Source organism: Leucobacter chromiiresistens (genome assembly GCF_001477055.1).
In the GTDB taxonomy this organism is placed as follows: Bacteria; Actinomycetota; Actinomycetes; order Actinomycetales; family Microbacteriaceae; genus Leucobacter; species Leucobacter chromiiresistens_A.
Map to the genome: position 1 here is coordinate 22485 of NZ_LDRK01000013.1, position 25468 is coordinate 47952.

General features: G+C 70.4%; 23 protein-coding genes. 4 read left to right on the forward strand and 19 right to left on the reverse strand.

Features of this window, described 5'->3' with window-relative positions; all coding sequences use genetic code 11:
• Position 1: 1 nt before the first annotated feature.
• From secD to leuA, 5 genes are all read right to left on the reverse strand, one after another.
• Positions 2-1816: a protein translocase subunit SecD gene (secD, locus tag NS354_RS02575; protein ID WP_058593056.1), complete on the reverse strand. Its 1815-nt coding sequence runs from the start codon at positions 1814-1816 to the stop codon at positions 2-4.
• Between the two features lie 60 nt (positions 1817-1876).
• Entirely contained in the window at positions 1877-2350 is a 474-nt protein-coding gene (gene yajC, locus NS354_RS02580; RefSeq protein WP_058593057.1) for a preprotein translocase subunit YajC, read from the reverse strand.
• A 91-nt stretch (positions 2351-2441) separates the two neighbouring features.
• Positions 2442-3440 carry a Holliday junction branch migration DNA helicase RuvB gene (gene ruvB, locus NS354_RS02585; protein WP_058593058.1) on the reverse strand — a complete coding sequence of 333 codons (999 nt, stop codon included), beginning with the start codon at positions 3438-3440 and terminating at the stop codon, positions 2442-2444.
• On the reverse strand, positions 3437-4069 hold the full coding sequence (ruvA, locus tag NS354_RS02590; protein WP_058593059.1) for a Holliday junction branch migration protein RuvA: 633 nt from the start codon (positions 4067-4069) through the stop codon (positions 3437-3439). Before ruvA ends, ruvB begins: the two co-directional genes overlap by 4 nt.
• 117 nt (positions 4070-4186) lie before the next feature.
• Positions 4187-5956: a 2-isopropylmalate synthase gene (leuA, locus tag NS354_RS02595; RefSeq protein WP_058593060.1), complete on the reverse strand. Its 1770-nt coding sequence runs from the start codon at positions 5954-5956 to the stop codon at positions 4187-4189.
• Between the two features lie 209 nt (positions 5957-6165).
• On the opposite strand from leuA, the gene NS354_RS02600 reads away from it, so the two are divergent.
• Positions 6166-7986, forward strand: a complete 1821-nt coding sequence (locus tag NS354_RS02600) for a DUF2207 domain-containing protein (protein ID WP_058593061.1) — start codon at positions 6166-6168, stop codon at positions 7984-7986.
• 22 nt (positions 7987-8008) lie between these two features.
• On the opposite strand, the gene era is transcribed toward NS354_RS02600, so the two are convergent.
• From era to NS354_RS02635, 7 genes are read right to left on the reverse strand one after another with little or no spacing between them, the layout of a single operon-like run.
• Complete coding sequence (gene era, locus NS354_RS02605; RefSeq protein WP_058593062.1) at positions 8009-8947, reverse strand: GTPase Era; 939 nt, start codon at positions 8945-8947, stop codon at positions 8009-8011.
• A complete protein-coding gene (locus tag NS354_RS02610; RefSeq protein WP_058593063.1) occupies positions 8944-10233 on the reverse strand; it encodes a hemolysin family protein in 1290 nt (429 codons plus the stop codon). Before NS354_RS02610 ends, era begins: the two co-directional genes overlap by 4 nt.
• Complete coding sequence (gene ybeY / locus NS354_RS02615) at positions 10230-10691, reverse strand: rRNA maturation RNase YbeY (RefSeq protein ID WP_058593064.1); 462 nt, start codon at positions 10689-10691, stop codon at positions 10230-10232. The genes NS354_RS02610 and ybeY overlap by 4 nt, the downstream gene beginning before the upstream one ends.
• Entirely contained in the window at positions 10688-11692 is a 1005-nt protein-coding gene (locus NS354_RS02620) for a PhoH family protein (RefSeq protein WP_058593065.1), read from the reverse strand. Before NS354_RS02620 ends, ybeY begins: the two co-directional genes overlap by 4 nt.
• The gene (locus NS354_RS02625) at positions 11682-12032 is read right to left on the reverse strand and encodes an HIT domain-containing protein (protein WP_058593066.1); all 351 of its coding nucleotides are present in this window, start codon (positions 12030-12032) and stop codon (positions 11682-11684) included. Before NS354_RS02625 ends, NS354_RS02620 begins: the two co-directional genes overlap by 11 nt.
• Positions 12033-12064: 32 nt before the next feature.
• Entirely contained in the window at positions 12065-12787 is a 723-nt protein-coding gene (locus tag NS354_RS02630) for a response regulator (protein WP_153002090.1), read from the reverse strand.
• Positions 12784-14142 (reverse strand): sensor histidine kinase, encoded by a 1359-nt coding sequence (locus tag NS354_RS02635; protein ID WP_058593067.1) that lies wholly within the window; start codon positions 14140-14142, stop codon positions 12784-12786. The genes NS354_RS02630 and NS354_RS02635 overlap by 4 nt, the downstream gene beginning before the upstream one ends.
• Before the next feature lie 181 nt (positions 14143-14323).
• Here NS354_RS02635 and NS354_RS02640 point away from each other — a divergent pair, with 181 nt between their 5' ends.
• Positions 14324-15691, forward strand: coding sequence for a cation:dicarboxylate symporter family transporter (locus NS354_RS02640; protein ID WP_058593068.1), 1368 nt, complete (start codon positions 14324-14326; stop codon positions 15689-15691).
• On the opposite strand, the gene NS354_RS02645 is transcribed toward NS354_RS02640, so the two are convergent.
• From NS354_RS02645 to lepA, 6 genes are all read right to left on the reverse strand, one after another.
• Positions 15666-16439, reverse strand: coding sequence for a 16S rRNA (uracil(1498)-N(3))-methyltransferase (locus NS354_RS02645; RefSeq protein WP_058593069.1), 774 nt, complete (start codon positions 16437-16439; stop codon positions 15666-15668). The two genes, NS354_RS02640 and NS354_RS02645, sit on opposite strands and share 26 nt — an antisense overlap.
• Before the next feature lie 2 nt (positions 16440-16441).
• A complete protein-coding gene (gene dnaJ / locus NS354_RS02650; RefSeq protein ID WP_058593070.1) occupies positions 16442-17545 on the reverse strand; it encodes a molecular chaperone DnaJ in 1104 nt (367 codons plus the stop codon).
• 54 nt (positions 17546-17599) lie between these two features.
• Entirely contained in the window at positions 17600-18637 is a 1038-nt protein-coding gene (gene hrcA / locus NS354_RS02655; RefSeq protein WP_058593071.1) for a heat-inducible transcriptional repressor HrcA, read from the reverse strand.
• A gap of 135 nt (positions 18638-18772) precedes the next feature.
• On the reverse strand, positions 18773-19999 hold the full coding sequence (gene hemW / locus NS354_RS02660; protein ID WP_058593072.1) for a radical SAM family heme chaperone HemW: 1227 nt from the start codon (positions 19997-19999) through the stop codon (positions 18773-18775).
• Positions 20000-20047: 48 nt separating this feature from the next.
• Complete coding sequence (locus NS354_RS02665; protein ID WP_082677864.1) at positions 20048-20989, reverse strand: DUF1990 family protein; 942 nt, start codon at positions 20987-20989, stop codon at positions 20048-20050.
• Positions 20986-22839, reverse strand: coding sequence for a translation elongation factor 4 (gene lepA, locus NS354_RS02670; protein WP_058593073.1), 1854 nt, complete (start codon positions 22837-22839; stop codon positions 20986-20988). Before lepA ends, NS354_RS02665 begins: the two co-directional genes overlap by 4 nt.
• A 93-nt stretch (positions 22840-22932) precedes the next feature.
• On the opposite strand from lepA, the gene NS354_RS02675 reads away from it, so the two are divergent.
• Together NS354_RS02675 and rpsT are read left to right on the forward strand one after the other, a co-directional pair.
• Entirely contained in the window at positions 22933-23856 is a 924-nt protein-coding gene (locus NS354_RS02675) for an MOSC domain-containing protein (protein ID WP_058593074.1), read from the forward strand.
• A 175-nt stretch (positions 23857-24031) separates the two neighbouring features.
• A complete protein-coding gene (gene rpsT / locus NS354_RS02680) occupies positions 24032-24292 on the forward strand; it encodes a 30S ribosomal protein S20 (RefSeq protein ID WP_010156921.1) in 261 nt (86 codons plus the stop codon).
• 131 nt (positions 24293-24423) lie between these two features.
• On the opposite strand, the gene holA is transcribed toward rpsT, so the two are convergent.
• On the reverse strand, positions 24424-25458 hold the full coding sequence (gene holA / locus NS354_RS02685) for a DNA polymerase III subunit delta (RefSeq protein ID WP_058593075.1): 1035 nt from the start codon (positions 25456-25458) through the stop codon (positions 24424-24426).
• Positions 25459-25468: the final 10 nt, after the last annotated feature.

The following is a 25468-nucleotide window of genomic DNA, read 5'->3' on the forward strand; positions in this document are numbered from 1 at the left end:
GTCAGCTCTCCTTTCCGGCTGACGCGTCGGCCATGAGGGCCTTGCGTTCGGCGATGGTCTGGCGTCGAGCGGCCTCCGCCTGACTGCGGGCGTTCTTCTTCCGGCCCTGCGAGGCGGCCACGGGTTCGCGGAACTGCATGCGCCCCCGGTAGACCGCGCCCAGCTTCTGCGGATCGAGGCCCGAGAACGGGTGCCCGCCCTGGTAGAACCGCGTGCGCGCGAGCAGCGTCATGATCGGGTGCGTGAAGAACGCGATCACGATCACGTCGACGAGCGTGGTGAGGCCGAGCGTGAACGCGAAGCCCTTCACGTTGCCGACGGCGAGGATGAACAGGATGACCGCGGCGAGGAAGTTCACGCCGTCTGACGCGAGGACCGTGCGGAACGCCCGCTTCCACCCGTGCTCCACGGCGCTCTCGATCGAGAACCCGTCGCGCAGTGCGTCGCGGATGCGTTCGAAGTACACGATGAAGGAGTCGGCGGTGAAGCCGACCGCGACGATGATGCCGGCGACGCCGGCGAGCGACAACCGGTAGCCCTGCCGCCACGAGAAGAACGTGAGCAGGAGGTAGGTCAGAATACCGGCGACCACGAGCGACGCGATGGTGAGCGATCCGAGCGCTCGATATTGGAACGCGGAGTAGACGACGACGAGCAGCAGACCGATGAGGCCGGCGAGCAGACCCGCGGCGAGCTGGCTCGTGCCGAGCGTCGCCGAGATGTCCTCCTGGCTCTGCACGGAGAAGTCGATCGGGAGCGCGCCGAACTTCAGCTGGTCTGCCAGAGCGGCGGCGGACTCCTGGGTGAACTGCCCGCTGATGGAGGGGCGTCCGTCGAGGATCTGCGCCTGCATCGTCGGCGCCGAGAGCACGCGCCCGTCGAGCACGAACGCGAACTGGTTCTGCGGCTCTGCAGCGCCGAAGAGTCGCGTGCTGATCTTGCCGAAGGTCTCGGTGCCCTGCTTGTCCATCGTGATCTGCACGACCCACTCGCCCGTGGAGGCGCCGGTGGACGTCGTGCCGACCTGGGCGACCGCGTCGGTGATGACCGAGCCGTCGAGCTCGACCGGCCCCAGGATGTATTTGACGGCGCCCGTGTCGTCGCACGTGATGAGCGGGCGGTCTGCCGGAGCGTTGCCCGCATCGAGCGCGGCGTCCGAGTCGCAGGTGAAGGCGTCGAACTTCTCCTGCAGGGCCGGGGTGATCCAGGCGATGTCGCCGGCGCTCTCGGGAATCGTCTCCGGGTCGAGGGTCTCGTCGTAGGGCTCAGCGCCGTCGCTCTCGGTGCCCTCGGCGGAACCGTCCTCCGTCGCGGCGTCTTCGCCAGCGCCGTCATCGGCAGCGGGATCGGCAGCCTCCGCCTCATCCGTCGCAGCGCCCGCCTCGGCGCTCTCCTCTGCTCCGGCCTGCTCGGAGCCCGCGCCGATGCCGTACGTCAGCACCGGTCGGAAGTCGAGATTCGCCGACGCCTCGATGCGCTGCATCGTCGCCTCGTCCGCTTTGCCGGGGATGGACACGGAGATGTGCTGGTTGCCCTGAGTCGTGATCTCCGCCTCAGAGACGCCCGCGGCGTCGACGCGCTGCCGGATGATCGAGACGGCCTGCTGCAGCTGGTCGCCGGCGACCGCCTCTCCGCCCGTCTGCTCCGCGGCGAGCAGCACCTGGGTGCCGCCCTGCAGGTCGAGCGCGAGCTTCGGCGTCCAGGTGGCGTTGCTGTTGAACACGCCGTACGCGATCAAGCCGGTGAGGCCGACGATGAATACCAGGAGGAGGACGAGGGAGCGACGCGCCCTCCGAACGGCGGGTGATGACGCCAAGGCAGACTGCTTTCTCTAAACGTGGACAGGGGTGGCCGCGGAGAACCCGCGGCCACCGGTTCAGGCCTTCGGCGCCGAACCGTTCCCCTGCTCATCGACGTCGGTGTCGTTGTCGCGGTCGCGCCGCGGCTCGGTCTCGGGGGCGATCGGCGCGTCGTCGGCGACGGGAGCCGCGCCTGCGGACGTCGGATCGGCAGCGCCGAACCGCTCGCCGAACGCCGGATCGTCGTCGGGGGCGAGCGCGGAGCCCTCCTCCTCCACGACCGCGTCGACCGGCGCGACGACCTGCGCGACCGCATTGCGGTGCACGACGAAGGTCGAGGTGCCGCTGCGCAGCGTCACCTTGTTCTCCTCCTCATCCACGGCGTCGATCGTGCCGAAGATGCCGGACTGGAGCATGACCTCCGCGCCGGGACGAAGGTTGTTCTGCAGTTCGAGCTGCGCGGCCTGGCGCTTCTTCCCGTTCCGGAACATGAAGAAGATCAACAGCGCGATCAGCGCGAACATCACCAGGGTGATCGGATCCAGAGGCACAGCGGTCCTTTCGGCAGACGAACACATGCCTCTCCTGAGGCACAGATTGCATCAGTTTAGCCGGTCGCCGCTGTGAACGCCCCTACTCTTCTCACGGAGCGGTCGGCGGCTCCACGCCCACGTGCTCCCACCCGAGACGAGTCGCCACGCGACCGCGCGGCGTGCGCGAGAGCAGCCCGGTGCGCACGAGGAACGGCTCCACGACCGCTTCGATCGTCTCCGATTCCTCGCCCACCGACACCGCGAGCGTCGAGAGCCCGACCGGGCCGCCGTTGAAGCGCTCGACCACGGCGCGCAGCACCTCGCGGTCGAGCCGATCCAGCCCGTGGTCGTCGACGTCGTACAGCGCGAGTGCCGCCTGCACGGTCGACGCGTCGCCCGGGAGGTCGTGCACCAGACCGTAGTCCCGCACCCGCCGCAGCAACCGGTTGGCGATTCGGGGCGTGCCCCGCGAGCGACGCGCGATCTCGTCGACCCCGCTCTCCGAGAGTGAGAACTCGATGAGACCCGAAGCGCGGCTCACCACCTGGGAGAGCTCGTCGTCGGAGTAGAACTCCAGGTGCGCCGTGAAGCCGAAGCGGTCGCGCAGCGGGTTGGGCAGCAGACCCGCGCGTGTGGTCGCGCCCACGAGTGTGAACGGCGAGAGCTCGAGCGGCACCGAAGTCGCGCCGGCGCCCTTGCCCACCATGATGTCGACCTTGAAGTCCTCCATCGCGAGGTACAGCATCTCCTCGGCGCTGCGCGCCATGCGGTGGATCTCGTCGATGAAGAGCACCTCGCCCGGCGTGAGCGCCGACAGCACGGCGGCGAGGTCGCCCGCGTGCTGGATGGCGGGCCCCGACGTCTGGTGGAGCGGCTTGTCGAGTTCGGATGCGACGATCATCGACAGCGTCGTCTTGCCGAGCCCCGGAGGGCCGGCGAGCAGGATGTGGTCCGGCGTGTGACGGCGCATGGTGGCCGCGTCGAGCAGCAGCCCGAGCTGCCGCCGCACCTTCGACTGGCCCACGAACTCGGCGAGGCTGGTCGGCCGGAGCGCTCCCTCGTAGCCCTGCTCCGAAGCCGAGGCCTGGGCCGAGAGCTCACCGCTCACCGGGCGCCTCGCGAACCGCGTGCTCCCCCGCGGCCCGCCTGCAGCAGCGCCAGCGCGGCGCGCAGCAGCCCGGCGCTCTCGTCGGGGGCGCCGGCGTCGCGCGCGTCCTGCACGGCCTGGCCGGCCTCGGCCTCGCTCCACCCCAGCCCGACGAGCCCCTCGCGGACGCCCGCGGCCACCGCATCCTGCGGAGCGGCGGACGCGACGCGGTCGGCGCCGTCGAGCGACAGATGCGCGAGCTTCCCGGCGAGCGAGAGGGTGATGAGCTTCGCCGTCTTCGGGCCGATCCCCGACACCTTGCGAAACGGCTTCTCGTCGTCCAGCGCCACGGCCGCGGCGATCTCCCCCGGCGTCAACGCCGAGAGCACGCCCAGCGCGCTCCGCGGCCCGACTCCCGAGACGGCGATGAGATGCCCGAAGACGTCGAGCTCCGCCTCCGAGGCGAAGCCGAACAGCGTCAGCGAGTCCTCGCGCACGACGAGCGAGGTGTGCAGGCGCAGCTCATCCCCCGGATGCGCGGCGGAGACGCGCCCGCTCGGCACCTCGACGCGCATGCCGAGCCCGCCGAGTTCGATGACGACCCAACCGGCGCCGGCGGCGAGCACGGGCCCGCGAATCGAAGCAATCACACGTTCACCCTAGAAGAAGCGGCGCGATCCCGCCCTCCGCCACACCGAGTTCTCGAACATATCTACGAAAGCACTCGGGCGCCGGCGCAGCTGACGCGCAGGGGCGCAGCCGACGCGTCAGGCGTTGGCCGCCTCCGCGACGCCGGCGCGACTGCGATTGCGCACCGCCCGATTCACGGAGCTCACGATCGCCTCGAGCGTGGCACGGCTCGTGTCGGCGTCGATGCCCACACCCCAGAGCCGCTGCCCGTCGACCTCGAGATCGACGTACGCGGCCGCCACGGCGTCGCCGCCCGAGCTCATGGCGTGCTCGACGTAGTCGAACAGCGTCACCGAATGGCCGGTCTCGTTGAGGGCGTTGAGGAAGGCGTCGACCGGGCCGTTGCCGCGCGCGGTGAGCCGCTGATCCTCGGAGCCGACACGGCAGTCGACCACCAGCTCGGTGATCCCGTCGCCGGCGCTCGTCGCCGACGTGCGGAAGAGCTTGTAGCGTCCCCACGTGTCGGCATCCTCCGCCTGCGCGGGCAGGTACTCGTCCTGGAAGATGCGCCAGATCTCGTCGCTCGACATCTCGCCGCCCTCCGTGTCGGTGACGCCCTGCACGACCGAGCTGAACTCGATCTGCAGACGACGGGGCAGATCGAGGTGGTGGTCCGTCTTCAGCAGGTAGGCGACGCCTCCCTTGCCCGACTGCGAGTTGACGCGGATCACGGCCTCGTAGGAGCGGCCGAGATCCTTCGGGTCGACCGGCAGGTACGGCACGGCCCACTCGATGTCGTCGACGCTCGCGCCCGCGGCCTCGGCGTCCTGCGCCATCCGCTCGAAGCCCTTCTTGATGGCGTCCTGATGCGACCCCGAGAATGCGGTGTACACCAGGTCGCCCGCCCACGGGCTGCGCTCGGGCACGCGCAGCTGATTGCAGTACTCGGCCGTGCGGCGCACCTCGTCGAGGCGCGAGAAGTCGATCTGCGGGTCGATGCCCTGAGTGAAGAGGTTGATGCCGAGCGCGACGAGGTCGACGTTGCCGGTGCGCTCCCCGTTGCCGAAGAGGCATCCCTCGATGCGGTCCGCTCCCGCCTGGTAGCCGAGCTCGGCGGCCGCCACCGCGGTTCCGCGGTCGTTGTGCGGGTGGAGCGACAGGATCACGTTCTCGCGGTGGTTGAGATGACGGCTCATCCACTCGATCGAATCGGCGTACACGTTGGGCGTCGCCATCTCGACCGTGGCCGGCAGGTTGATGATCACCTTGCGCTCGGGAGTCGGCTCGAGCACCTCGAGCACGTCGTTGCACACCTCGACGGCGTACTCTAGCTCGGTGCCGGTGTAGGACTCCGGCGAGTACTCGTAGAAGATCTCGGTGTCGGGGCAGATGTGCTCGCTCGCCCGGCAGAGCTTCGCACCCGAGACGGCGATCTGCTTGATGCCGTCGCGATCCGACCGGAACACCACATCCCGCTGCAGAATGCTGGTCGAGTTGTACAGGTGCACGATCGCGCGCTTCGCGCCGATGAGCGACTCGTAGGTGCGGGTGATGAGGTGCTCGCGAGCCTGCGTCAGCACCTGGATCGTCACGTCGTCGGGAATCGCGTCGTCCTCGATGAGGTGCCGCACGAAGTCGAAGTCGGTCTGGCTGGCGGACGGGAAGCCGACCTCGATCTCCTTGTACCCCATCTTGACGAGCAGGTCGAACATGATCCGCTTGCGCTCGGGGCTCATCGGATCGATGAGGGCCTGGTTGCCGTCGCGCAGGTCGACCGCGCACCAGCGCGGCGCCTCGGTGATGCGGCGGGAGGGCCACGTGCGATCGGGGAGGTCGACGTCGATGATCTCGTGGAAGGGGCGGTACCGGTGGGTCGGCATCCCGGAGGGCTGCTGCAGGTTCTGCATGGACTCGTCTTTCTCGTCGTGGTCTTGCTCAGCCAAACACGAACACCGCGACGAGGGAGGCCAGAGACTGATTCAGTTCGAAGTCGAGGACTCGTCGCGGCGGCTAAGGAGAAGCGAGCCGAACAGCATGTCGCTCACTCTACCATCCGCTCCGGTCGGCCCGCGCCGATTCCGGGCGTTCCTCCGCCGCGTGCCATAGCCTGGAGAATATGACCACACGCATGCGCAGCACCCGCGGCGTCGCCGTCGCACTGTCGATCGTCGCCGCGGCGACCGCATGGGACGGCCTGCAGGCGCCGGCGCCCGCGGCCGCGGACGTCTCCGATTTCTCGTATCGCAGCTGGGACGTGGCCTACGAGATCGACACCGATGCCGACGGCCGGGCGGTCGCCGAGGTGACCGAGACGCTCGTCGCCGAGTTCCCCGACTTCGATCAGAACCGCGGCATCGTGCGCGGTCTGCCGAAGGACTACGAGGGGAGCTCCACCGAGCCGTCGAACTTCTCGGTGACGGACGCCTCCGGGGCGGCCGTCCCGTTCGAGGTCGAGGAGGAGGATGGCTTCGTGGCGGTGCTCACGGGCGACGACCGGTACGTGCGTGGCGTGCAGACCTACGTGATCTCGTACACGCTGCGCGACGTCGTGCTCGCACGGGACGACGGCTCGGCCGACGAGTTCAACTGGGATCTCGTCGACTTCGAGCACGAGCAGCCGATCGACCGATTCGGCGCCACCGTGTCGTTCGGCCCCGGCCTGGAGGATCGCCTGAACGGCAACGCGCGCTGCTACGTCGGCGGCGCCGGTTCGACCGACGAGTGCGAGATCTCGGCGGCGGAGAACGGCGCGGCGTTCTCGGTCGCCGGGATCCCGCTCGGACCGCAGCAGGGCGTGACCGTCGCCATCGGGCTGGACGCCGGATCGGCGGTGCAGCCGCCCAGCCGGCTGCCGAACTTCGCGCTCGACACGCTCCCGCTCATCGTCGGCAGTGGCGCTCTCGGGGCGGCCGGTATCGCGGCCGGATCGGCGATCCGGCTCCGCAGCCGGCGCAAGACGGCCCGCGGCACGGTGGTAGCCCAGTACGACGTGCCCGATACGCTTCCGCCGCTCGTGGCGGGCCCGGTCGCCGGGGTCTCCGCGAAGACGGTGCCCGCCCAGCTCGTGCATCTCGCGGTGCGCGGTGCGATCCGCATCGAGGACGGCGAGCCGGAGCAGGGTTGGTTCGGACCGAAGAGCGCCCGACCGATGCTGCGCCTCGTCGATCCGACCCGCGCCGCGGACCCGCTCGACGAGCGCGCCCTGCACGCGCTGTTCGCAGGCGCGGAGCCCGGCACGGCCGTCGAGCTTCCCGAGAGCGACGAGGAGTTCGCCGAGCGGATGCAGAAGCTCGAGGCGGTGGGCACCGCTGCAGCGACCGAACGGGGCTACCTCGAACGAGTGCACAGCCCGCGCGCCCGCATGTGGGGCTGGATCGCGATCGGACTCGTCGTGGTGCTCGGGGTGCTCACCGGGCTGGCGCTCGCGCAGCGCGCGAACGCGCTCCCCGCGATCTTCCTCGTGATGGGCATCGTGGCCCTGGTCGCCGCGTTCGCGTCGGTGGTGAAGCAGCGGGTGTACACGCCGCTCGGCGCCGAGACGCGCGAGTACCTCCTCGGCGTGCGCGAGTTCATCGAGGTCGCCGAGGCGGATCGCCTGCGCGTGCTGCAGTCGCACAGCGGCGCCGAGCGCCGCGACGCGGGCGGCGTCGACGTCGTGCACCTGTACGAGCGCCTGCTGCCGTACGCGATGATCTTCGGGCTCGAGAAGGAGTGGACCCGCGTGCTGCAGGTCGCCTACGAGCAGCACGGCGGGTACATACCGCTCTGGTACGCCGGCCTCGGGGCGTCGAGCATGTCGTCGTTCGGCGACACCATCTCGCAGTTCACCGATTCCCTGAGCTCGTCGGTGAGCTACACGTCCAGCAGCTCGGGCGGATCGACCGGCGGCGGCTTCGCCGGGGGCGGCGGGGGCGGCGGATTCTCGGGCGGCAGGTGAGCGCCCGCGTCGAGCGCCCGCGTCAGTTGAAGCCGAGCTTGCCGAGCGCCTTCGGGTCGCGCTGCCACTCCTTCAGCACCTTGACGCGCAGGGAGAGGTAGACGCGCCGCCCGAGGAGCACCTCGATCTCCTTGCGGGCCCGCTCCCCCACGTCGCGGAGGCGCGAGCCGCGGTGCCCGATGACGATGCCCTTCTGGCTGTCGCGCTCCACGTACAAATTCGCGTAGATCTCGAGCAGGCCGTCTTCGCGCTCCTCGCGATCCTCGACCGTCGCCGCGAGCGAGTGCGGCAGCTCGTCGCGCACGCCGTCGAGGGCCGCCTCGCGGATGAGCTCGGCGATGCGGTCGTCCTCGCCCTCGTCGGTCGTCTGCTCGGCCTCGTAGAGCGGAGGCGACACCGGCATGAGCTCCAGCAGCACGTCGGCGAGCACGTCGAGCTGCTCGCGGGTGACGGACGAGATCGGCACCACCGCGTCCCACTCCCGCAGCTCGCCGAGGCGCGTCAACTGATCGATGATCTCGCTCTTCGAGGCCTCGTCGACCTTCGTGAGCACCGCCACCTTCTTGGCGCGCGGGAAGTCGTTCAGCCGCTCGTTGATGAAGCGGTCGCCCGGCCCCAGCTTCTCGTTCGCGGGAATGCAGAAGCCGATCACGTCGACGTCGCCGAGGGTCGCCTCCACGAGCGCGTTGAGCCGCTCGCCGAGCAGCGTGCGCGGGCGGTGGAGCCCCGGCGTGTCGACGATGATCAGCTGGCCGCTCTCGCGATGGGCGATGCCGCGAATCGCCCGGCGCGTGGTCTGCGGCTTCGGGCTGGTGATGGCGATCTTCTCGCCCACGAGCGCGTTCGTGAGCGTCGACTTGCCCACGTTCGGCCGCCCGACGAACGAGACGAATCCCGCGCGATACTCGCGCTCCGCTCCCCCGTCGCCCGTCTCCGGCCCTCGCTGCTGCTCCTGGCTCATGCGCCGTCCTCTCCCTCGGTCTCGCCGATCCAGCGCGCCTCCACCGTGAGCAGGCGCTGACGCCGGCGCTCCGTGTCGATCGCGGTCAATTCGATGCCGGCCACGACCACCGCGTCGCCCGGCTCCGGCAGGCGCCCGAGCGACTTCGCCACGAGCCCTCCTACCGTGTCCACGTCCTCGTCCTCGAGCTCCAAGCCGAAGAGCTCGCCGAGCTCGCCCACGGAGAGCCGAGCACCGATGACGAACGAGCCGTCCTCGCGCAGGGTCATCTCGGGCACGTCGCGATCGTGCTCGTCGGAGATGTCTCCGAGCAGCTCCTCGATCAGATCCTCGAGGGTCACGAGGCCCGAGATGCCGCCGTACTCGTCGACCACGAGCGCGAGATGGTTCGACTCCCGCTGCATCTGCCGCAGCAGATCGTCGGCGCGCTGCACCTCGGGCACGAACATCGCGGGCTTCGCGATGCGCGTGACGGGAGCCTGCTCCGATTCCTCGGGCCGGCGCAGCGCGAAGCCGCTCGCGTCGCGCAGGTAGGCGATGCCGACGACGTCGTCCACGTCGCCGCCCACGACAGGGACTCGCGAGTGGCGCGACGCGAGCAGCTGCTCGAGCGCCTCGCGCACGCTGTGCTCGGCATCGACCGTGACCATGTCGATGCGCGGAACCATGATCTCCCGCACGAGCGTCTCGCCGAACTCCACGAGCGAGTGGATGTAGTCGCGGTCGTCGCTCTCGAGCACCGCCTGCTCGGCGGCCTGATCGACCATCGAGAGGAGCTGCTGCTCGTCTCGGATGCGGCGGTTCGCACCGCGCCCCGGAGTCACCCGATCCCCGAAGCGCATCAGGCCCGACGCCAGCGGCCCGAGCAGCAGGCGCAGCCCGCGCAGCAGCGGCGCGGCGAACCGGATCACGGCGTCGGGGTGGTGCGAGCCGACGGTGCGCGGGCTCGACCCGACGAGCACGAACGTCACGGCCGTCATCACGAGCGTCGCGAGCACCAGTTCGAGCCAGAGGGTCTCGAGCGAGTAGGCGAGCACCAGCGTGATGAGTACGGCGGAGAGCGTCTCGGCGAACACGCGGGCGAATCCGAGCGCGTTCGCGTGCCGCCCCTCGTCTTCGGCGATCGCACGAATCGCGCGGCCCGAACGCGGCGACTCATCGGCGAGCGCCATGAGCTCCGCTCGGGATCGGACGCCGAGCGCCGCGTCAGCCGCGGCGAGCAGCCCGCCCACGGCGAGCAGCACCGCTGCTGCGGCGAGGAAGAGCAGTGCGAGGGCCAGGCTCATCGAGAGCGCTCGCGCATGGCGAAGGAGAGCAGCAGGTCGCGCTGCAGGCCGAACATCTCGGCCTCCTCCTCCGGCGTCGCGTGGTCGTAGCCGAGCACGTGCAGCATGCCGTGCGTCAGCAGCACTGAGATCTCCTGCTGCAGGTCGTGGCCGGCGGCCTCCGCCTGCACCTCCGCGACCTGCGGGCAGATCACGATGTCGCCGAGCAGTCCGGCGGGCGTCTGCGCGTCGACGCGGCCCGGGCGCAGCTCGTCCATGGGGAAGCTCAGCACATCGGTCGGACCCGGCTCGTCCATCCACTGGACGTGGAGCCGTTCGATGGTGGTCTCGTCGACGAACATCACGCCGACCTCGGTGTCGGGGTGCACGTAGAGCGATTCGAGCACGAAGGCCGCGAGACGCTGCACGCGGCCGACCTCGACGTCGATGCCGGACTCGTTGTTGATCTCGACGCTCACGATGCGTCTCCCCTCTGCCGCTGCGCGGCCTGGTCGAAGGCGCTGTAGGCGTCGACGATGCGGCTCACCAGGTTGTGCCGCACGATGTCATCGGATCCGAGCTCGGCGAAGTGGATGTCCTCGACGTCGCGCAGGATCCGGTTGACGACGCGAAGCCCGCTGGTCGCGATCGGGAGGTCGACCTGCGTGATGTCTCCGGTCACCACCATCTTCGACCCGTAGCCCAGACGGGTGAGGAACATCTTCATCTGCTCGGGCGTGGTGTTCTGAGCCTCGTCGAGCACCACGAACGACTCGTTGAGCGTGCGTCCGCGCATGTAGGCGAGCGGCGCCACCTCGATCGTGCCGCTCGCGAGCAGCTTCGGCACGACGTCGGCGTCCATCATGGAGCCGATGGCGTCGAAGAGCGGGCGGAGGTACGGGTCGATCTTGTCTTCGAGCGTGCCCGGCAGGTAGCCGAGACGCTCGCCCGCTTCCACGGCGGGGCGGGTGAGGATGATCTTCGCCACCTCGCGTCGCTGCAGCGCCTGCACCGCCTTGGCCATCGCAAGATACGTCTTGCCCGTACCGGCTGGGCCGATGCCGAACACGATGGTGTGCGCGTCGATCGCGTCGACGTACGCGCGCTGCCCTCTCGTCTGCGCGCGCACCGCGTGGCCGCGCACGCTCACGATCGGTTCGCTCAGCATCTGCGCCGCTGTCGGCCCCTGTCCGTCGTGCACCATGCGCGTCACCTCCTGGACGTCTCGTCGCGACACCGCACCGCTGCGCCTCGCGAGTTCGAGGATCTCGGTGACCACTTCCTCCGCCGCGCGAACGCTCGTCGCAGGCCCGCGGAGAGTCAGCACCTGGTCGCGCGCGTGGAAGGCTACGCGGGGGTGCTGCACCTCGAGGTCGGCGAGCAGCTGGTCGCGATGCCCGAGGAACGAGGCGAGATCGACGCCCGAGAGCAGAATCGTCCGCTGCAGCTGGGGGTCGTTCGCCGTATCTTCAGGAGCCACCGAGCGACCGCTCCTCGAGGTCTCCGGCGAGCACGTGGGCGTGCACATGGAACACGGTCTGCCCCGCCGTGGCCCCGCTGTTGAAGATCAGGCGGTACTCGCCGTTCGCGTGCGTCTCCGCGAGACGCTTCGCCACGGCGATCATCTCGGCGAGGGTCTCCGGCTCCGCGGCGGCGAGCTCCGCGACGTTCTCGTACGCCGTCGACTTCGGGATGACGAGGATGTGCACCGGGGCCTGCGGGCTGATGTCGGGGAATGCGAGCACCCGATCGGTCTCCGCGAGGATCTCGACGGGGATCTCGCCGGACACGATCTTCGCGAATACGGTGTCTGCTGCCATGCGTCCAGTCTAGACGGTGGCGCGGGAGCGGTTCAGAGCGGACCGGTGCGCGGGTTCCAGGCGTACTCGGTCTGCGGCCGACCGCGCGCGCCGTACCTGGCTCGTCGATCTGCACGGCGGATGTCGGCGAGGTACTCCAGATAGCGGCGACCGACCTCGCGCGATATCCCCAGACGCGGAGCGATCTCGCGCGCGGTACTCGGCCCGCGCTCTCGCAGGACCGCCGCGACGCGCTCCAGAGTGATCGCGGCGAGCCCTTTCGGCAGTGACGCGGTGCGCACGGCGCGCAACGACGCGAACATCTGATCGACGTCGTGCTGCGTCGCGACTCCGGCAGCCGCGACCGACCGGACGTGATACTCCCTGAACGCCTCGATGCGGTCCCGGAACGTCGCGAAGGTGTAGGGCTTGATCAGATACTGCACGGCGCCGAGCGCCACCATCTCGCGCACCACTTCGACGTCGCGCACGCCGCTGACCGCGATGACGCCGGTGCACACCCCGCGAGCGCGCACGTGACGCAGCACGTCGATGCCGGTCCCGTCCGGCATCGTCACGTCGAGCAGCACCAGGTCGGCCCGGTGAGCGGGATGCGCGAGCGCGGCGACAGCGGCCCGGGCGCCGGTGCACTCGGCCACCACGCGGAACCCGCCGGCGCGTGCGAGATGGGCGCGATGCAGTTCGAGCGCGAGCGCGTCGTCATCCACGGTGATCACGCGGATCGGGTCGTTCGCCGCGCGCGCGATCCCGTTCACAGCGGCCCCGGGTTCGCGCGCACCGAAGGCGGTGCAGCCGCGACGAGCGTCGGCCCGTGCGGCACGCGTGCTTCGGGACGGCGGAGCGGCAGCCGCACCGAGAACGTGGTCGGCCCTTCGGCGACTGCAATCGATCCGCCGCCCTCGCGCACGATGCGGTCGACGAGTGCGAGGCCGACTCCCCGCCCCTCCGCCGCCCGCTGCGGGGCGACTTGCTTCGTCGAGACGCCCCAGTCGAATATCGCGCTCCCGGCCTCGGCACCGAATCCGTCGCCGGAATCCGACACTTCGATGAGCACCCGGCCCGGAGCCTCGACCCCCAACCGCAGGTCGACCGTGCGGGGGCGCGTGCTGCTCGATGCGGCGGCGTAGATCGCGTTGTCCATGAGATTGCCGATGACGGAGACGAGCTCCATCGTGCCGAGCGGAAGCTCCGGGAGCGTCGCAGCGAGGTCGACCGCGACGGAGACGCCGCGCTCTGACGCCTGCGCGGTCTTCCCCATGATCACGGCGCGCACGGCGGGGTCGAGCGCGTCAGGGGCGTCGACCAGATCGGCGAGCGCCTGGCTCCGGGAGGCGGTGGCCGCCAGCATCTCGATCGCCTCGTCCCGCCTGCCGAGCTCGAGGAGCGCGATCGCCGCGTGCAAACGGTTGCCGTGCTCGTGGGTCTGCGCCCGGAGCGACTCGCTGAGCGTGCGCAACGAGTCGTGGGAGACCAGCGCCTCCCGCACGGCGTCGGCCGAGAGGTCGCCGGTGATCCGCCTCGTGATGCGACGCCCCGCGAGCGCGGCGACCGCTCCGACCGCCGCGAACGCCCCGCTCACCACGAGCACGAGCGGCACCTCGCGGGAGATCTCCTGGGCGATGGAGCCGACCGTGATGCCGACCGAGACCCACCCGACGGTGCGGCCGGAGTCGTCTGCGACGGGCGCGATCGTGCGGACGGAGGGGCCGAGCGTGCCGGTCCACCGCTCCGTGAGGGGCACCGCTTCGTCGGGGATCGTGCCGCGGTAGCGTCCGCCGATCTGCTCCGGGTCGGGGTGGGTGAGCCGCGTTCCGGAGGCATCCATCACGGTGATGTAGCTGACGCCGATGTCCTGTCTGAGTCGGGACACCCGCTCCCGCACGTCGATCACGTCTGCCGAACTGGACGGCTCGGCGAGCGCACGAGCGGTGTACGGAGCCGAGGCCAGAGCGATCGCGAGGGCGCGCGTCGTGCGTTCAGCGTGCCGGTACTCGGCTCGCCGACTGTCCCACATGAGCAGCGCGGTCACGATCACGATGACGGCCAGCACCGCGCACATGAGCACGAGGAACACGCGCGAGGTCGCGCTCCGCGATCCGAAGTGACGCATGAGTCACATTCTGCCATGGCGCGTCGCAGCGCATCGCCGGCCTGCGATCCACCAGAGTCCGATAAGCCCGAAAAGCGCCGAGAGGCCGTCGGCGCTCTAGCGTGATCAGCGCACCGCGGCTCCGCCTCGCAGCGCCCGCGCACCATCTCGCATCGACGACGGCGTTCTCAGGAGGAGCAGCATGGCGACGGCAACCACCCACGAACCCGGATCGTCGACGCGGAGACCGCGACGCACGACCTGGGACAAGCACACCTGGCTCTACGTCGCGGTCATCGCCGCCGTCGCGCTCGGCGCGATCATCGGTCTCGTGCTGCCCGACATCGCCGTCGGGCTCGAACCGCTCGGCAAGGCGTTCGTCGCGCTCATCAAGATGATGATCGCGCCCATCATCTTCTGCACCATCGTGATCGGGGTCGGCTCCGTCGCCAAGGCCGCAACCGTCGGCAGGATCGGCGGACTCGCCCTCGCGTACTTCATGCTCATGTCGACGTTCGCCCTCGCAATCGGCCTGGTGGTGGGAAACCTGCTCCACCCGGGAGCCGGGCTCGACATGCAGGGCGCTGAATACGCGGTCGAGGGTGAGAGCAGCAGCACGCAGGAGTTCGTGCTCGGCATCATCCCGGCGACGTTCTTCTCCGCCTTCACCGGCGAGAGCGTGCTCCAGGTGCTCTTCATCGCGCTGCTCACGGGATTCGCCCTCCAGGGCCTCGGCGATCGGGCGGCTCCCGTCATGCACGCGGTGCGGCACCTGCAGTCGCTCGTCTTCCGGGTGCTCGGCATGATCCTCTGGCTCGCTCCCGTCGGCGCGTTCGGAGCGATCGCCGCGGTCGTCGGCAAGACCGGGGCCTCCGCCATCTGGAGCCTCGGGGTGCTCATGGTCGGGTTCTACGTCACCTGCGTCGTCTTCATCGTCGGCGTGCTCGGCACGCTGCTCTACGCGGTCACCCGCCTCAACATCTTCGCGCTGATGAAGTACCTCGGGCGGGAGTACCTGCTGATCGTCGGCACCTCCTCCTCGGAATCGGCACTGCCGCGGCTCATCGCCAAGATGGAGCACGCGGGCGTCTCGACACCCGTCGTCGGCATCACCGTGCCCACGGGGTACTCGTTCAACCTCGACGGCACCGCCATCTACCTCACCATGGCCTCGCTCTTCATCGCCGCGGGCATGGGCGACCCGATGAGCATCGGCGAGCAGATCGGGCTGCTCGTCTTCATGATCATCGCCTCGAAGGGGGCCGCCGGAGTCACGGGCGCCGGACTCGCAACGCTCGCAGGCGGCCTGCAGGCCTATCGCCCCGAGCTCGTCGACGGGGTCGGCGTGATCGTCGGGATCGACCGGTTCATGTCGGAGGGGCGCGCGCTCACCAACTTCACCGGCAATGCCGTCGCCACACTCCTCCTCGGGTCATGGACGCACCAGATCGACATCGCACGCGTGCGAAGGGTGCTGCGCGGCGACGAGCCCTTCGACGAATCGACGCTGAGCGGTGATGCTCACGGACACACGCCAGACGAGCTCACCACCGGGCGAACGCCGCATTGAGCACCGCGATCGCCGCAGGGCCCGCGGAGGAGGTGCGGAGCACCGTGTCGCCGAGCAGCAGCACCTCCGCGCCCGCAGCCTCCAGGGCATCGAGCTCCGCGTCCGCGAACCCGCCCTCCGGCCCCACGACGAGCACGGTCTCCCGCAGCTCATCCGACGCCGCCGCGGTGCCCGCCCACTCGGAGAGCCGGTCGGAGCCCCGCGGGTGCAGCACGACCACCGCGCGGTCCTCGCGCGCCGCAAGACCGCACAGCCCGTCGAGCGTCTCCGGCTCGCGAATCTCGGGAATGGAGGCTCGGAGCGACTGCTTCGACGCCTCGCGGGCGATGCGCCGCCACTTCGCGAGCCCCTTCGCCGCCTTCTCCTCGCCTCCCGCGCCATCCCACCGGGAGACCGAGCGGGCGGCCTGCCACGGCACGATCGCGTCGACACCGAACTCCGTGGCCTGCTCGACGGCGCGCTCGTCGCGATCGCCCTTCGCGAGGGCCTGCACGAGCACGAGTCGCGGGCCGCGGGGCGTCGGCCGGGAGACCTCCCGATCGATGCGCACGGCGAAACGATCCTTCGCGACCGCGTCGACGACGCCCTCGCCGAGCGCTCCCGCGCCATTGCCGACCAGGATGCGCTCGCCCGTGCGCAACCGGCTCACGCGCACCGCGTGGCGCCCCTCCTCGCCGCCGACCTCCACGAGCGATCCCGGAGCGAGATCCGCGTCGTCGAGATCCTCGCGGTAGTAGAGGTTCGCCACGCTCAGCCCTGGCGGAAGAAGCGGTCGCGGATCTTGCCGAAGAACCCCTGATGGAACTCGCCGAGATGCGGGGCGTCATCCTTCCGCAGCGAGGCGAATTGCCGCACCAGGTCCTTCTCGCGGTTCGACAGCTTCGTGGGCGTCGTGACCTGCACCGCGATCTTCAGATCGCCGCGCGTCGTGCTGCGCAGCCCCTGGATGCCGCGGCCGCGGATCGTGAGCATGTCACCCGACTGCACTCCGGGCTCGACCGCCACCTCCACCTCGCCGTCGAGACCGGCGAGCTTCGCCTGCGCGCCGAGGATCGCGTCGGTCATGGAGAGCTGCATCGTGCAGAGCAGATCGTTGCCGTCGCGGCTGAACGTATCGTGATGCATCACCCGGAACTCGATGAACAGGTCGCCGTTCGGCCCACCGCCCGGCCCGACCTCGCCGCCCCCGCGCATCTGCAGGCGCGTGCCCGTATCGATGCCCGAGGGCACCTCGATCGGGAAGGTGCGGCGCTCGCGCACGCGGCCCTTGCCCGCGCACTCGACGCAGGGGTGCTCGATGATCGTGCCGTACCCCTGGCAGCTGCCGCACGGGTGCATCGTGACGACGTTGCCGAACAGCGAGCGCACCTGGCGCTGCACCTGGCCCTGGCCGCCGCACACGTCGCACGTGACGGGATGCGTGCCGGGCTGCGTGCAGCTCCCCTGGCACACCTCGCACAGCACCGCCGTGTTCACCGAGATCTCCCGCTGCGTGCCGAAGATGACGTCCTCGAGCGAGACGTCGACGCGGATCATCGCGTCGTCGCCGCGCTCCGAACGGGATCGCGGGCCCCGCTGGCCGGCGCCACCGAACCCCCCACCGCCGAAGAACGTCTCGAAGATGTCGCCGAACCCGGCGGCGCCGCCCTGCGAGCCGCCCATGTCGTAGCGCTGACGCTGCTCCGGATCGCTGAGCACGTCGTAGGCGTGCGTCACGTTCTTGAACTGATCGGCCGCCTCCTCGCTCGGATTCACGTCCGGGTGCAGCTGCCGGGCGAGACGCCGGTAGGCCTTCTTGATCTCTTCGGGGCTCGCTTCGCGGGAGACACCGAGAGTCTCGTAATGATCGGCCACGCTGTTCTGCTCCTCAGGGTCGGGGATGGAAGTGATGGGCGGGAAGGGCGGACGCTACCGCTCCTCCCCCAGGAATCTGTTGAGATAGCGCGCAACGGCGCGCACCGTGGCGATGTTGCCCGCGTAGTCCATGCGCAGCGGGCCGAGCACGCCGAGCTTCGAGATCGCGATGCCGTCCTCGTACTTCGACGCGATGATCGAGGTTTCGGAGAGGCCGTACGCCTCGTTCTCGCGCCCGATCGACGCCGAGACCTCGCGGTCGTCGTGGGCCAGCTCTCCGAAGAGCCGGAGCAGCGTCACCTGCTCCTCGATCGCCTCGAGCACGACGGGGAGCGAGCCGGCGAACTCGCCGCCGGGCCGCGACAGGTTCGCCGCACCCGCCACCGCGATCCGGTCGTTGCGGTTGGCCTGCAACTGCCCGAGCACCACCGCGAGCACGCGCTTCACGAGATCGGCCTCGTCGGGCTGCGACCAATTCGGCAGGTCCTCGTCGAGCCGCGCGACCGCATGCGCCGCCGTCTCGACGTCGCTGCCGACCGCCGCCTCGGCGATCCGCTGGCGCAGCCCGTGCACCCACGCCTCCGTCACGCGCGACGCCGGCAGCAGGGCCACCTGCTGCTCGACGACGCCGCTGCCGAGGATGAGCACGCTGAGCACCCGATCCTCGCCGAGCGCCACGAGATCGATATGACGCACGACGGTGCGCCGCAGCGACGGGTACTGCGCGACCGCGACCTGGTTGGTGAGCTGCGAGAGCAGGCGCACGGTGCGCGCCATGACGTCATCGAGGTCGGAGGACTCGCCCAGGAACCGCTCGATCGCGGAGCGCTGCGCCGAGCTCAGCGGGCGGATGCGCGCGAGCGTGTCGACGTACAGGCGATACCCCTTGTCGGTCGGCACCCGACCCGAGGAGGTGTGCGGCTGGGCGATCAGCTCGTCCTCCTCGAGCAGCGCCATGTCGTTGCGGATCGTCGCAGCGGAGACGCCGAAGCTGTGGCGCTCGACGATCGCCTTCGACCCGACGGGTTCGTTCGACGACACGTAGTCGCCGACGATCGCGTGCAGCACCGCGAGGCTGCGCTCCGAAACCATCGCCCCTCCTGACCCTGGCACTCACTTGCTCCGAGTGCCAAGTCTAGCGCAGGGCGGGCGCTCTCCGGCCGTTCCCGCTCGCAGCGAACACGCCGCGGACATCTCGTGCCCGCAGGGCGCGGACGCCCGCCCGCATCAGGCGCCGAGCAGCCGATGCACGACGGTATCGGCCAGCAGGCGCCCCCGCAGCGTCGGCACGACGCGGCCCGCGATCGCCGCCCGCCCCTCGATCAGCCCGTCCGCGATCAGCTGCGGGATCGCGCGACGCTCATCGGCGCTCAGCACATCGGCGGGCAGACCGTCGGCGATCCTCGTCTCCAGCAGAATGCGCTCCTCGCGCCGCGACTCGTCGCTCAGCGACTCCCGCGAGTGCGCCGGCGAGACGCCCCGCTCGATGCGCTGCGCGTACGCCCCCGGATGCTTCACGTTCCACCAGCGAACCCCGCCCACGTGGCTGTGCGCGCCGGGGCCCGCCGCCCACCAGTCCTCGCCCGTCCAGTAGGCCAGGTTGTGCCGTGAGCGCGTCTCCGGCGAACGCGACCAGTTGCTGATCTCGTACCAGGAGAACCCCGCCTCCGCGAAGCGGGCATCGGCGAGCTCGTACATCTCCGCGTGCAGATCCTCGTCGGGCCCCGCGACCTCGCCGCGCCGGATCTGCGCGGCGAGCTTCGTGCCGCGCTCGATGATCAGCGCGTACGCGGAGATGTGGTCGGGCTCGCACGCCAGGGCGGCGTCGATCGACCGCTCCCAGTCGCCCAGACTCTCCCCCGGCGTTCCATAGATGAGATCGACGCTCACCTGCAGGCCGGCCTCGCGCGCCCACCGCGTGACGAGCGGCACGCGCTCGGGCGAATGCGTGCGGTCGAGCGTCGCGAGCACGTGCGGCACCGCCGACTGCATGCCGAAGCTCACCCGCGTGAAGCCCGCGTCGGCGAGCGTCTGCAGGTACGCGGCGTCGACGGAGTCGGGATTCGCCTCCGTCGTCACTTCGGCGCCCCCCGCGAGCCCCCACTCGTCGCGGATGCGGCCGAGCATCGCGGCGAGGTCGGACGCCGGGAGCAGCGTCGGCGTTCCGCCGCCGAAGAACACCGTCGATGCCGGGCGCTCAGGGAGCCCCGCATCTCGCAGCACGCGGCCGCCGAGCGCGAGCTCCCGTGCGACCTGCGCCGCGTAGTCGCCGCGCGAGGTGCCGCCGAGCTCGCTCGCGGTGTAGGTGTTGAAGTCGCAGTACCCGCAGCGCACGCGGCAGTAGGGGACGTGCACGTACACTCCGAATCGGCGCTCGTCGGCACCGATCTCGACCCCGCTCGGCAGCGAGCCGTCCTCGGGCGCGGGATCGCCGTCAGGCAGCGCGCTCGGCACGGAGCCCTCCCTCTGATGCGGCGCGGCGGGTCGCGAATCGTCGCACGCTCACGCGCGCTTGCTCGGCCGCCGCTGGTGGGTGGGGCCGGTCGTCGTGTCGGCGGGCTCGTCGCCTGCGGGCGCTGCCTCGCGGGCGGGCTCCGCTGCGGGCTCCGGCTCATGCGCCGCTGCGGGCTCGGGCTCCGGCGCCGCAGCGGGCTCCGGCGCCGCCGCGGCGGTCGCCGCAGGCTCCGTCGCGGGCTCGGCTGCAGGCTCCGTCGCGGGCTCCGGCGCCGCTGCGGGCTCCGCCGCGGCCTCGACCGCGACCGCCCCCTCACCGGCGCTCGGCCCGAGGTCGGGGGCGGGCTGCGCCCCCGGTGCGAGTGCCGCGATCCCGCGCTTCACCGCATCGAGTGCCGTGCGCACATCGGCCCGGCCGCGCAGTCCGAGCAGGCCGTTCTTCGGGGCGGCGACGAAGCCGCGCGCGACCGCCCAGACGGTGTCGTCGGCGCGGTGCTCGATGACGAAGAGCTGCTCCCCCACGGCGCCCGCCTCGTCGCCGGTGCCCCAGGCGAACCCCACGCGCCGCTCCTCATCCACCGTGTAGACGACGAGCACGCTCCGGGGCTCCTGGCCCTCCGCATGCAGCACCGCGGTGGTTCCGGCGACGATGTACGGCTCGCCGTCGGGCCCGAACTGCTCCTCGACGTCGCCCGCCGCCTCCGGCGCCCCGTCGCCGGTGAAGCTCGGGCCCACGTACTCGGAACCCGTGCCGCGTACGATGTCGGTGACGCGCACGCCCGACCCGCGCTGCGCGCCCCAGGTCATGAGCAGGCTCGACGCGATCAGGAACCGATCCTGGCCGCTGCCGAGGCGCAGCTCCTCCTCGTAGGGCGTCGTGCCCTCAGGCGGGTACTTCACGACATCGGGATCCTTCGAGGCGCCGACCGCTGCGTATGCGACGGGCATCTCGACGTGGCTGCTGCGACGGGGCGGCTGATCCTGGCTCATCGCTTGCCGCCCTCCTTGCCCTCCACATCACCCGAGAGCGCGGCGATGAACGCCTCCTGCGGCACTTCGACGCGGCCGACCATCTTCATGCGCTTCTTGCCCTCTTTCTGCTTCTCGAGCAGTTTGCGCTTGCGGCTGATGTCGCCGCCGTAGCACTTCGCGAGCACGTCCTTGCGGATCGCGCGGATGTTCTCCCGGGCGATCACCCGGGCGCCGATGGCCGCCTGGATCGGCACCTCGAACTGCTGGCGCGGGATGAGCTTGCGCAGGCGCTCCGTCATCATCGTGCCGTACGAGTAGGCGTTGTCGCGGTGCACGATCGCGCTGAACGCGTCGACCGCCTCGCCCTGCAGCAGGATGTCGACCTTCACGAGGTCTGCCTCCTGCTCCCCCATCGGCTCGTAGTCGAGGCTCGCGTAGCCCTGGGTGCGGCTCTTCAGGTGGTCGAAGAAGTCGAAGACGATCTCGCCGAGCGGGATGCTGTACCGCAGCTCGACGCGCTCGCCGAGGTACTCCATGCCCAGCAGCCTGCCGCGACGGCTCTGGCAGAGCTCCATGATCGCGCCGACGTAGTCCTTCGGCGCGAGGATCGCGGTCTTGACGACCGGCTCGCGCACCGAGGCGATCTTGCCGTCGGGGTACTCCGACGGGTTCGTGACCGTGATCTCGCGGCCGTCCTCGGCGGTGACCTGGTAGACGACGCTCGGCGCGGTGGCGATGAGGTCGAGGTCGAACTCGCGGCGCAGTCGCTCCGAGATGATCTCGAGGTGCAGCAGCCCGAGGAACCCGCAGCGGAAGCCGAATCCGAGCGCGACCGACGTCTCGGGCTCGTACTGCAGCGCCGCGTCCTCGAGCTTGAGCTTGTCGAGCGCCTCGCGCAGCACCGGGTAGTCGGAGCCGTCGAGCGGGTACAGGCCGGAGAACACCATCGGCTTCGGATCGGTGTAGCCCGGCAGCGCCTCCGTCGCCGGATTGCGCTTCGCGGTGACCGTATCGCCGACCTTCGACAGGCGCACGTCCTTCACACCCGTGATGAGGTAGCCCACCTCGCCCACGGCGAGCCCCTGCGTCGGCTTCGGCTCCGGCGCCGAAACGCCCACCTCGAGCGCCTCGTGATCGGATCCGGTCGACATCATCTGGATCTTCTCGCGCGGCGACAGCCTGCCGTCGATCATGCGCACGTAGGTGACCACGCCGCGGTACGGATCGTAGACCGAGTCGAAGATCATCGCCCGCGGCGGCGCGTCGGCGAGGCCGACCGGCGCCGGAATGCGCTCGACGACGCGATCGAGCAGCTCCTCGACCCCGGCGCCCGTCTTGCCCGACACCTTCAGGATGTCGTCCGGGTCGCCGCCGATCAGGTCGGCGATCTCCCGCGAGACGCGCTCGGGGTCGGCCGCGGGCAGGTCGATCTTGTTGAGCACCGGGATGATCTCGAGATCGTTCTCCATGGCGAGGTAGAGGTTCGCGAGCGTCTGCGCCTCGATGCCCTGCGCCGCGTCGACGAGCAGGATCGCTCCCTCGCACGCCGCGAGGGAGCGCGAGACCTCGTAGCTGAAGTCCACGTGCCCCGGGGTGTCGATCATGTTGAGGGCGAAGTCGCCCGCCTCGGTCTGCCAGTGCATGCGCACCGCCTGCGACTTGATCGTGATGCCGCGCTCGCGCTCGATGTCCATGCGATCGAGGTACTGGGCGCGCATCTCGCGGTCGGGCACGGTGCCCGTCACCTGCAGCATGCGGTCGGCGAGGGTCGACTTGCCGTGGTCGATGTGCGCGATGATGCAGAAGTTGCGGATCTTCGCGGGGTCGGTCGACGCCGGGACTGGAGGGTTCAGGCTGCGTGGAGACATTGTCCGCAATTATCGCACGCCGCCGCGCCACTGCGAGCCGCGCGATGACGCGCACCCGTTCCCGCGCGCCCGCGCGCCTGCGAGAATGAGCAGATGCCTCGCATCGTCGCTCTCTACCGCTACCCCGTCAAGGGATTCACCCCGGAACCCTGCGAGCGGATCACGGTGCAGCAGGACGGCCGCATCGTCGGCGACCGCGTGCTCGCGTTCCGGTTCGCCGAGGCGTCGCTCCCCGAGCAGCGCGGCGGCCTCGACTACTGGCCGAAGGCGCGCGGCCTCGCGCTCCAGGACTTTCCGGCGCTGGCCTCGCTGCGCCTGGTGTTCGATGCGGCCGAGCATCGCGTCACGATCCTCCGCGACGGCGCCCTTTGGGCGTCGGAGATGCTCGACGATGCGGGCCGCAGACGCCTCGCCGATGCCGTCGCCGAGTTCGTGCTCGGCACCCCCGAGGGCAAGCGGCTGCAGCGCCCGGGGCGGCTCCCCCTCGAGCTCGTCGGGGACGGCGAGCACGCGCGCTTCCAGGATCGTGAACAGGGGTACGTCTCGCTGCACGGCCGCGCGAGCGTCCTCGCGCTCAGCGCGGTCATCGAGCGGCCCGCCGGCGTCGAGCGGCCCGCCGGCGTCGACGCGTCCGCGTCCGACTCCACCCGCGGCATCGCCCCGAGGGCCCCGCTCGACGACCGCCGCTTCCGCTCGAACATCGTGATCGACGGCGTCGACGCCTGGGAGGAGCTCGGCTGGAGCGGACGCGTGCGCATCGGCGAGCTCGAGTTCCGCGTCGCCGAGCCGATCGTGCGCTGCCTCGCCACGCACGCGAACCCGGAGACGGGCGAACGCGATGCCCGGGTGCTCACCACCCTCACCCAGCGCGTCGGGCAGGAGGAGCCGACGCTCGGCACCCTGCTGCTGCCTGCCGCGCTTCCGGCGCCGGTGCGCGCGGGCACGGAGCAGGGAAGCGCGCCGTGGGGCGACATCGTCGTCGGCGACACGGTCGAGCTGCTGGACGCGGCGACGTGAGCGCCGCTCCCCCTCCCGCGGCGCACACGCAGGACGGGGGCACTGGGAACCGCACGTCGGTTCTGCTAGACTCGGTTCTTGGCTTGCGTGTGGTTTTCACCACACCACCCGTAAGGTGCCCTCTCTCACCGTGCGGAAACAAACCGTCAACCGGATCTAAAGGACACATCTCAACGTGGCAAACATCAAGTCGCAGATCAAGCGCATCAAGACCAACCGCAAGGCGACCGAGCGCAACAAGGCGTACAAGAGCGAGCTCCGCACCGTGGTGCGCGCCGCCCGCGAGGCGATCGCTTCGGGCGACAAGTCGGCCGCCGAGGCGAAGCTGAAGGTCGCCGGCCGCAAGCTCGACAAGGCCGCCTCGAAGGGCGTCATCCACAAGAACCAGGCTGCGAACCGCAAGTCGAAGCTTGCCGCACAGGCGGCAGCGCTCTAACTCGCGCTCGCGTACGAAAGAGGCCCCGCTTCGGCGGGGCCTCTTTCGTTTCCCCGGGTCGGCGTGCGCGCCTGGAGCCCTCGCTGCAGATCGCGAGCCCGGCTTCGCGCGGTCGCCGGATCCGCGCGCGGCTAGGCGACGCGGCCGCGCTTGGCGACGAACAGCAGGTACTTCTCGAGCGCGTACTCGGGGTCGCGGCTGCCGCCCTTCAGCATCCACTCGGTGTCCGCTGCGAGATCGATGGCGCGCGCGAGATCCTCCTCCCGCCACCCTCGCACCTCTCGCAGTGCCCGATCGACCTGCCAGGGGGCCATGCCGAGCTCTTTCGCGAGCTGACCGCCCGATCCGCCGGCACCGTAGACGCGCGCCATCGCGCGCACCTTCATGTTGAGCGCTGCGAGCATCGGAATCGGGTCGGTGCCCGTCGCGAAGGCCTGGCGCAGCAGCACGAGCGCATCGGCCGCGCGGCCCGCCGTCGCGGCGTCGGCGACCCTGAACGCGTTCGTCTCGACCCGGCCCTCGGTCGCGCGCGACACCTGATCCTCGGAGATTCGCGTGCCCGCATCCGACACCAGCTGACCGATCGCCCCGGCGAGCTCGCCGATGCCGCCCGAGTAGGCCGCGGCGAGCTGCCGCGCCGCGCCGGGCGTGACTTGGGCGCCCAGGCGCCGGAACTCGGCCTGCACGAATGCGAGTCGATCCTGGTCTTTCTTCACTTCGGCGCAGACGACCTCGATGCCGCCGCCGGCGCCGCCGCGGACGAGGTCGAGCAGCGCCTTGCCGCGCTGCCCGCCGGCGTGTCGCAGCACCAGCGTCGTGCCGTCGGCGGGCTCGGCGACATAGCGCTTCGTGTCTTCGAGGAAGGCGTCGGAGCACTTCTCGACGCCTTCGACGCGGATCAGCCGAGGTTCGGCGAACAGCGACGGGCTCGCGATGGTGAACAGCTCGCCCGCCGTGTAGGCGGCGGCATCGACATCGTGGACTTCGAGGTCGGCGTTCGCCTCACTGAGCGCGGTGCGGATCGCCTGGCCCGCGCGGTCGGCGAGGAAGCTCTCGGGGCCGGAGACGAGCACGACCGGAGCGGGGCGCGCTTCGCTCCACTCGACCTGAGGGATCTTCGTCTTCGCAGACGGCGCCCGGGGAGCTGCCTTCCGTGCCTGTGCCACCTCTCCAGCC

Bases quoted from the DNA above. Each gene is read 5' to 3' on its own strand.
- NS354_RS02665 (WP_082677864.1), bottom strand. From the start codon at position 20,989: ATGAGCCAGGATCAGCCGCCCCGTCGCAGCAGCCACGTCGAGATGCCC.
- NS354_RS02635 (WP_058593067.1), bottom strand. From the start codon at position 14,142: ATGCGTCACTTCGGATCGCGGAGCGCGACCTCGCGCGTGTTCCTCGTG.
- hrcA (WP_058593071.1), bottom strand. From the start codon at position 18,637: ATGGTTTCGGAGCGCAGCCTCGCGGTGCTGCACGCGATCGTCGGCGAC.
- NS354_RS02610 (WP_058593063.1), bottom strand. From the start codon at position 10,233: ATGAGCCTGGCCCTCGCACTGCTCTTCCTCGCCGCAGCAGCGGTGCTG.
- era (WP_058593062.1), bottom strand. From the start codon at position 8,947: ATGAGCCAGGAGCAGCAGCGAGGGCCGGAGACGGGCGACGGGGGAGCG.
- NS354_RS02675 (WP_058593074.1), top strand. From the start codon at position 22,933: ATGCCTCGCATCGTCGCTCTCTACCGCTACCCCGTCAAGGGATTCACC.
- leuA (WP_058593060.1), bottom strand. From the start codon at position 5,956: ATGCAGAACCTGCAGCAGCCCTCCGGGATGCCGACCCACCGGTACCGC.
- NS354_RS02600 (WP_058593061.1), top strand. From the start codon at position 6,166: ATGACCACACGCATGCGCAGCACCCGCGGCGTCGCCGTCGCACTGTCG.
- NS354_RS02625 (WP_058593066.1), bottom strand. From the start codon at position 12,032: ATGGCAGCAGACACCGTATTCGCGAAGATCGTGTCCGGCGAGATCCCC.
- lepA (WP_058593073.1), bottom strand. From the start codon at position 22,839: ATGTCTCCACGCAGCCTGAACCCTCCAGTCCCGGCGTCGACCGACCCC.
- NS354_RS02640 (WP_058593068.1), top strand. From the start codon at position 14,324: ATGGCGACGGCAACCACCCACGAACCCGGATCGTCGACGCGGAGACCG.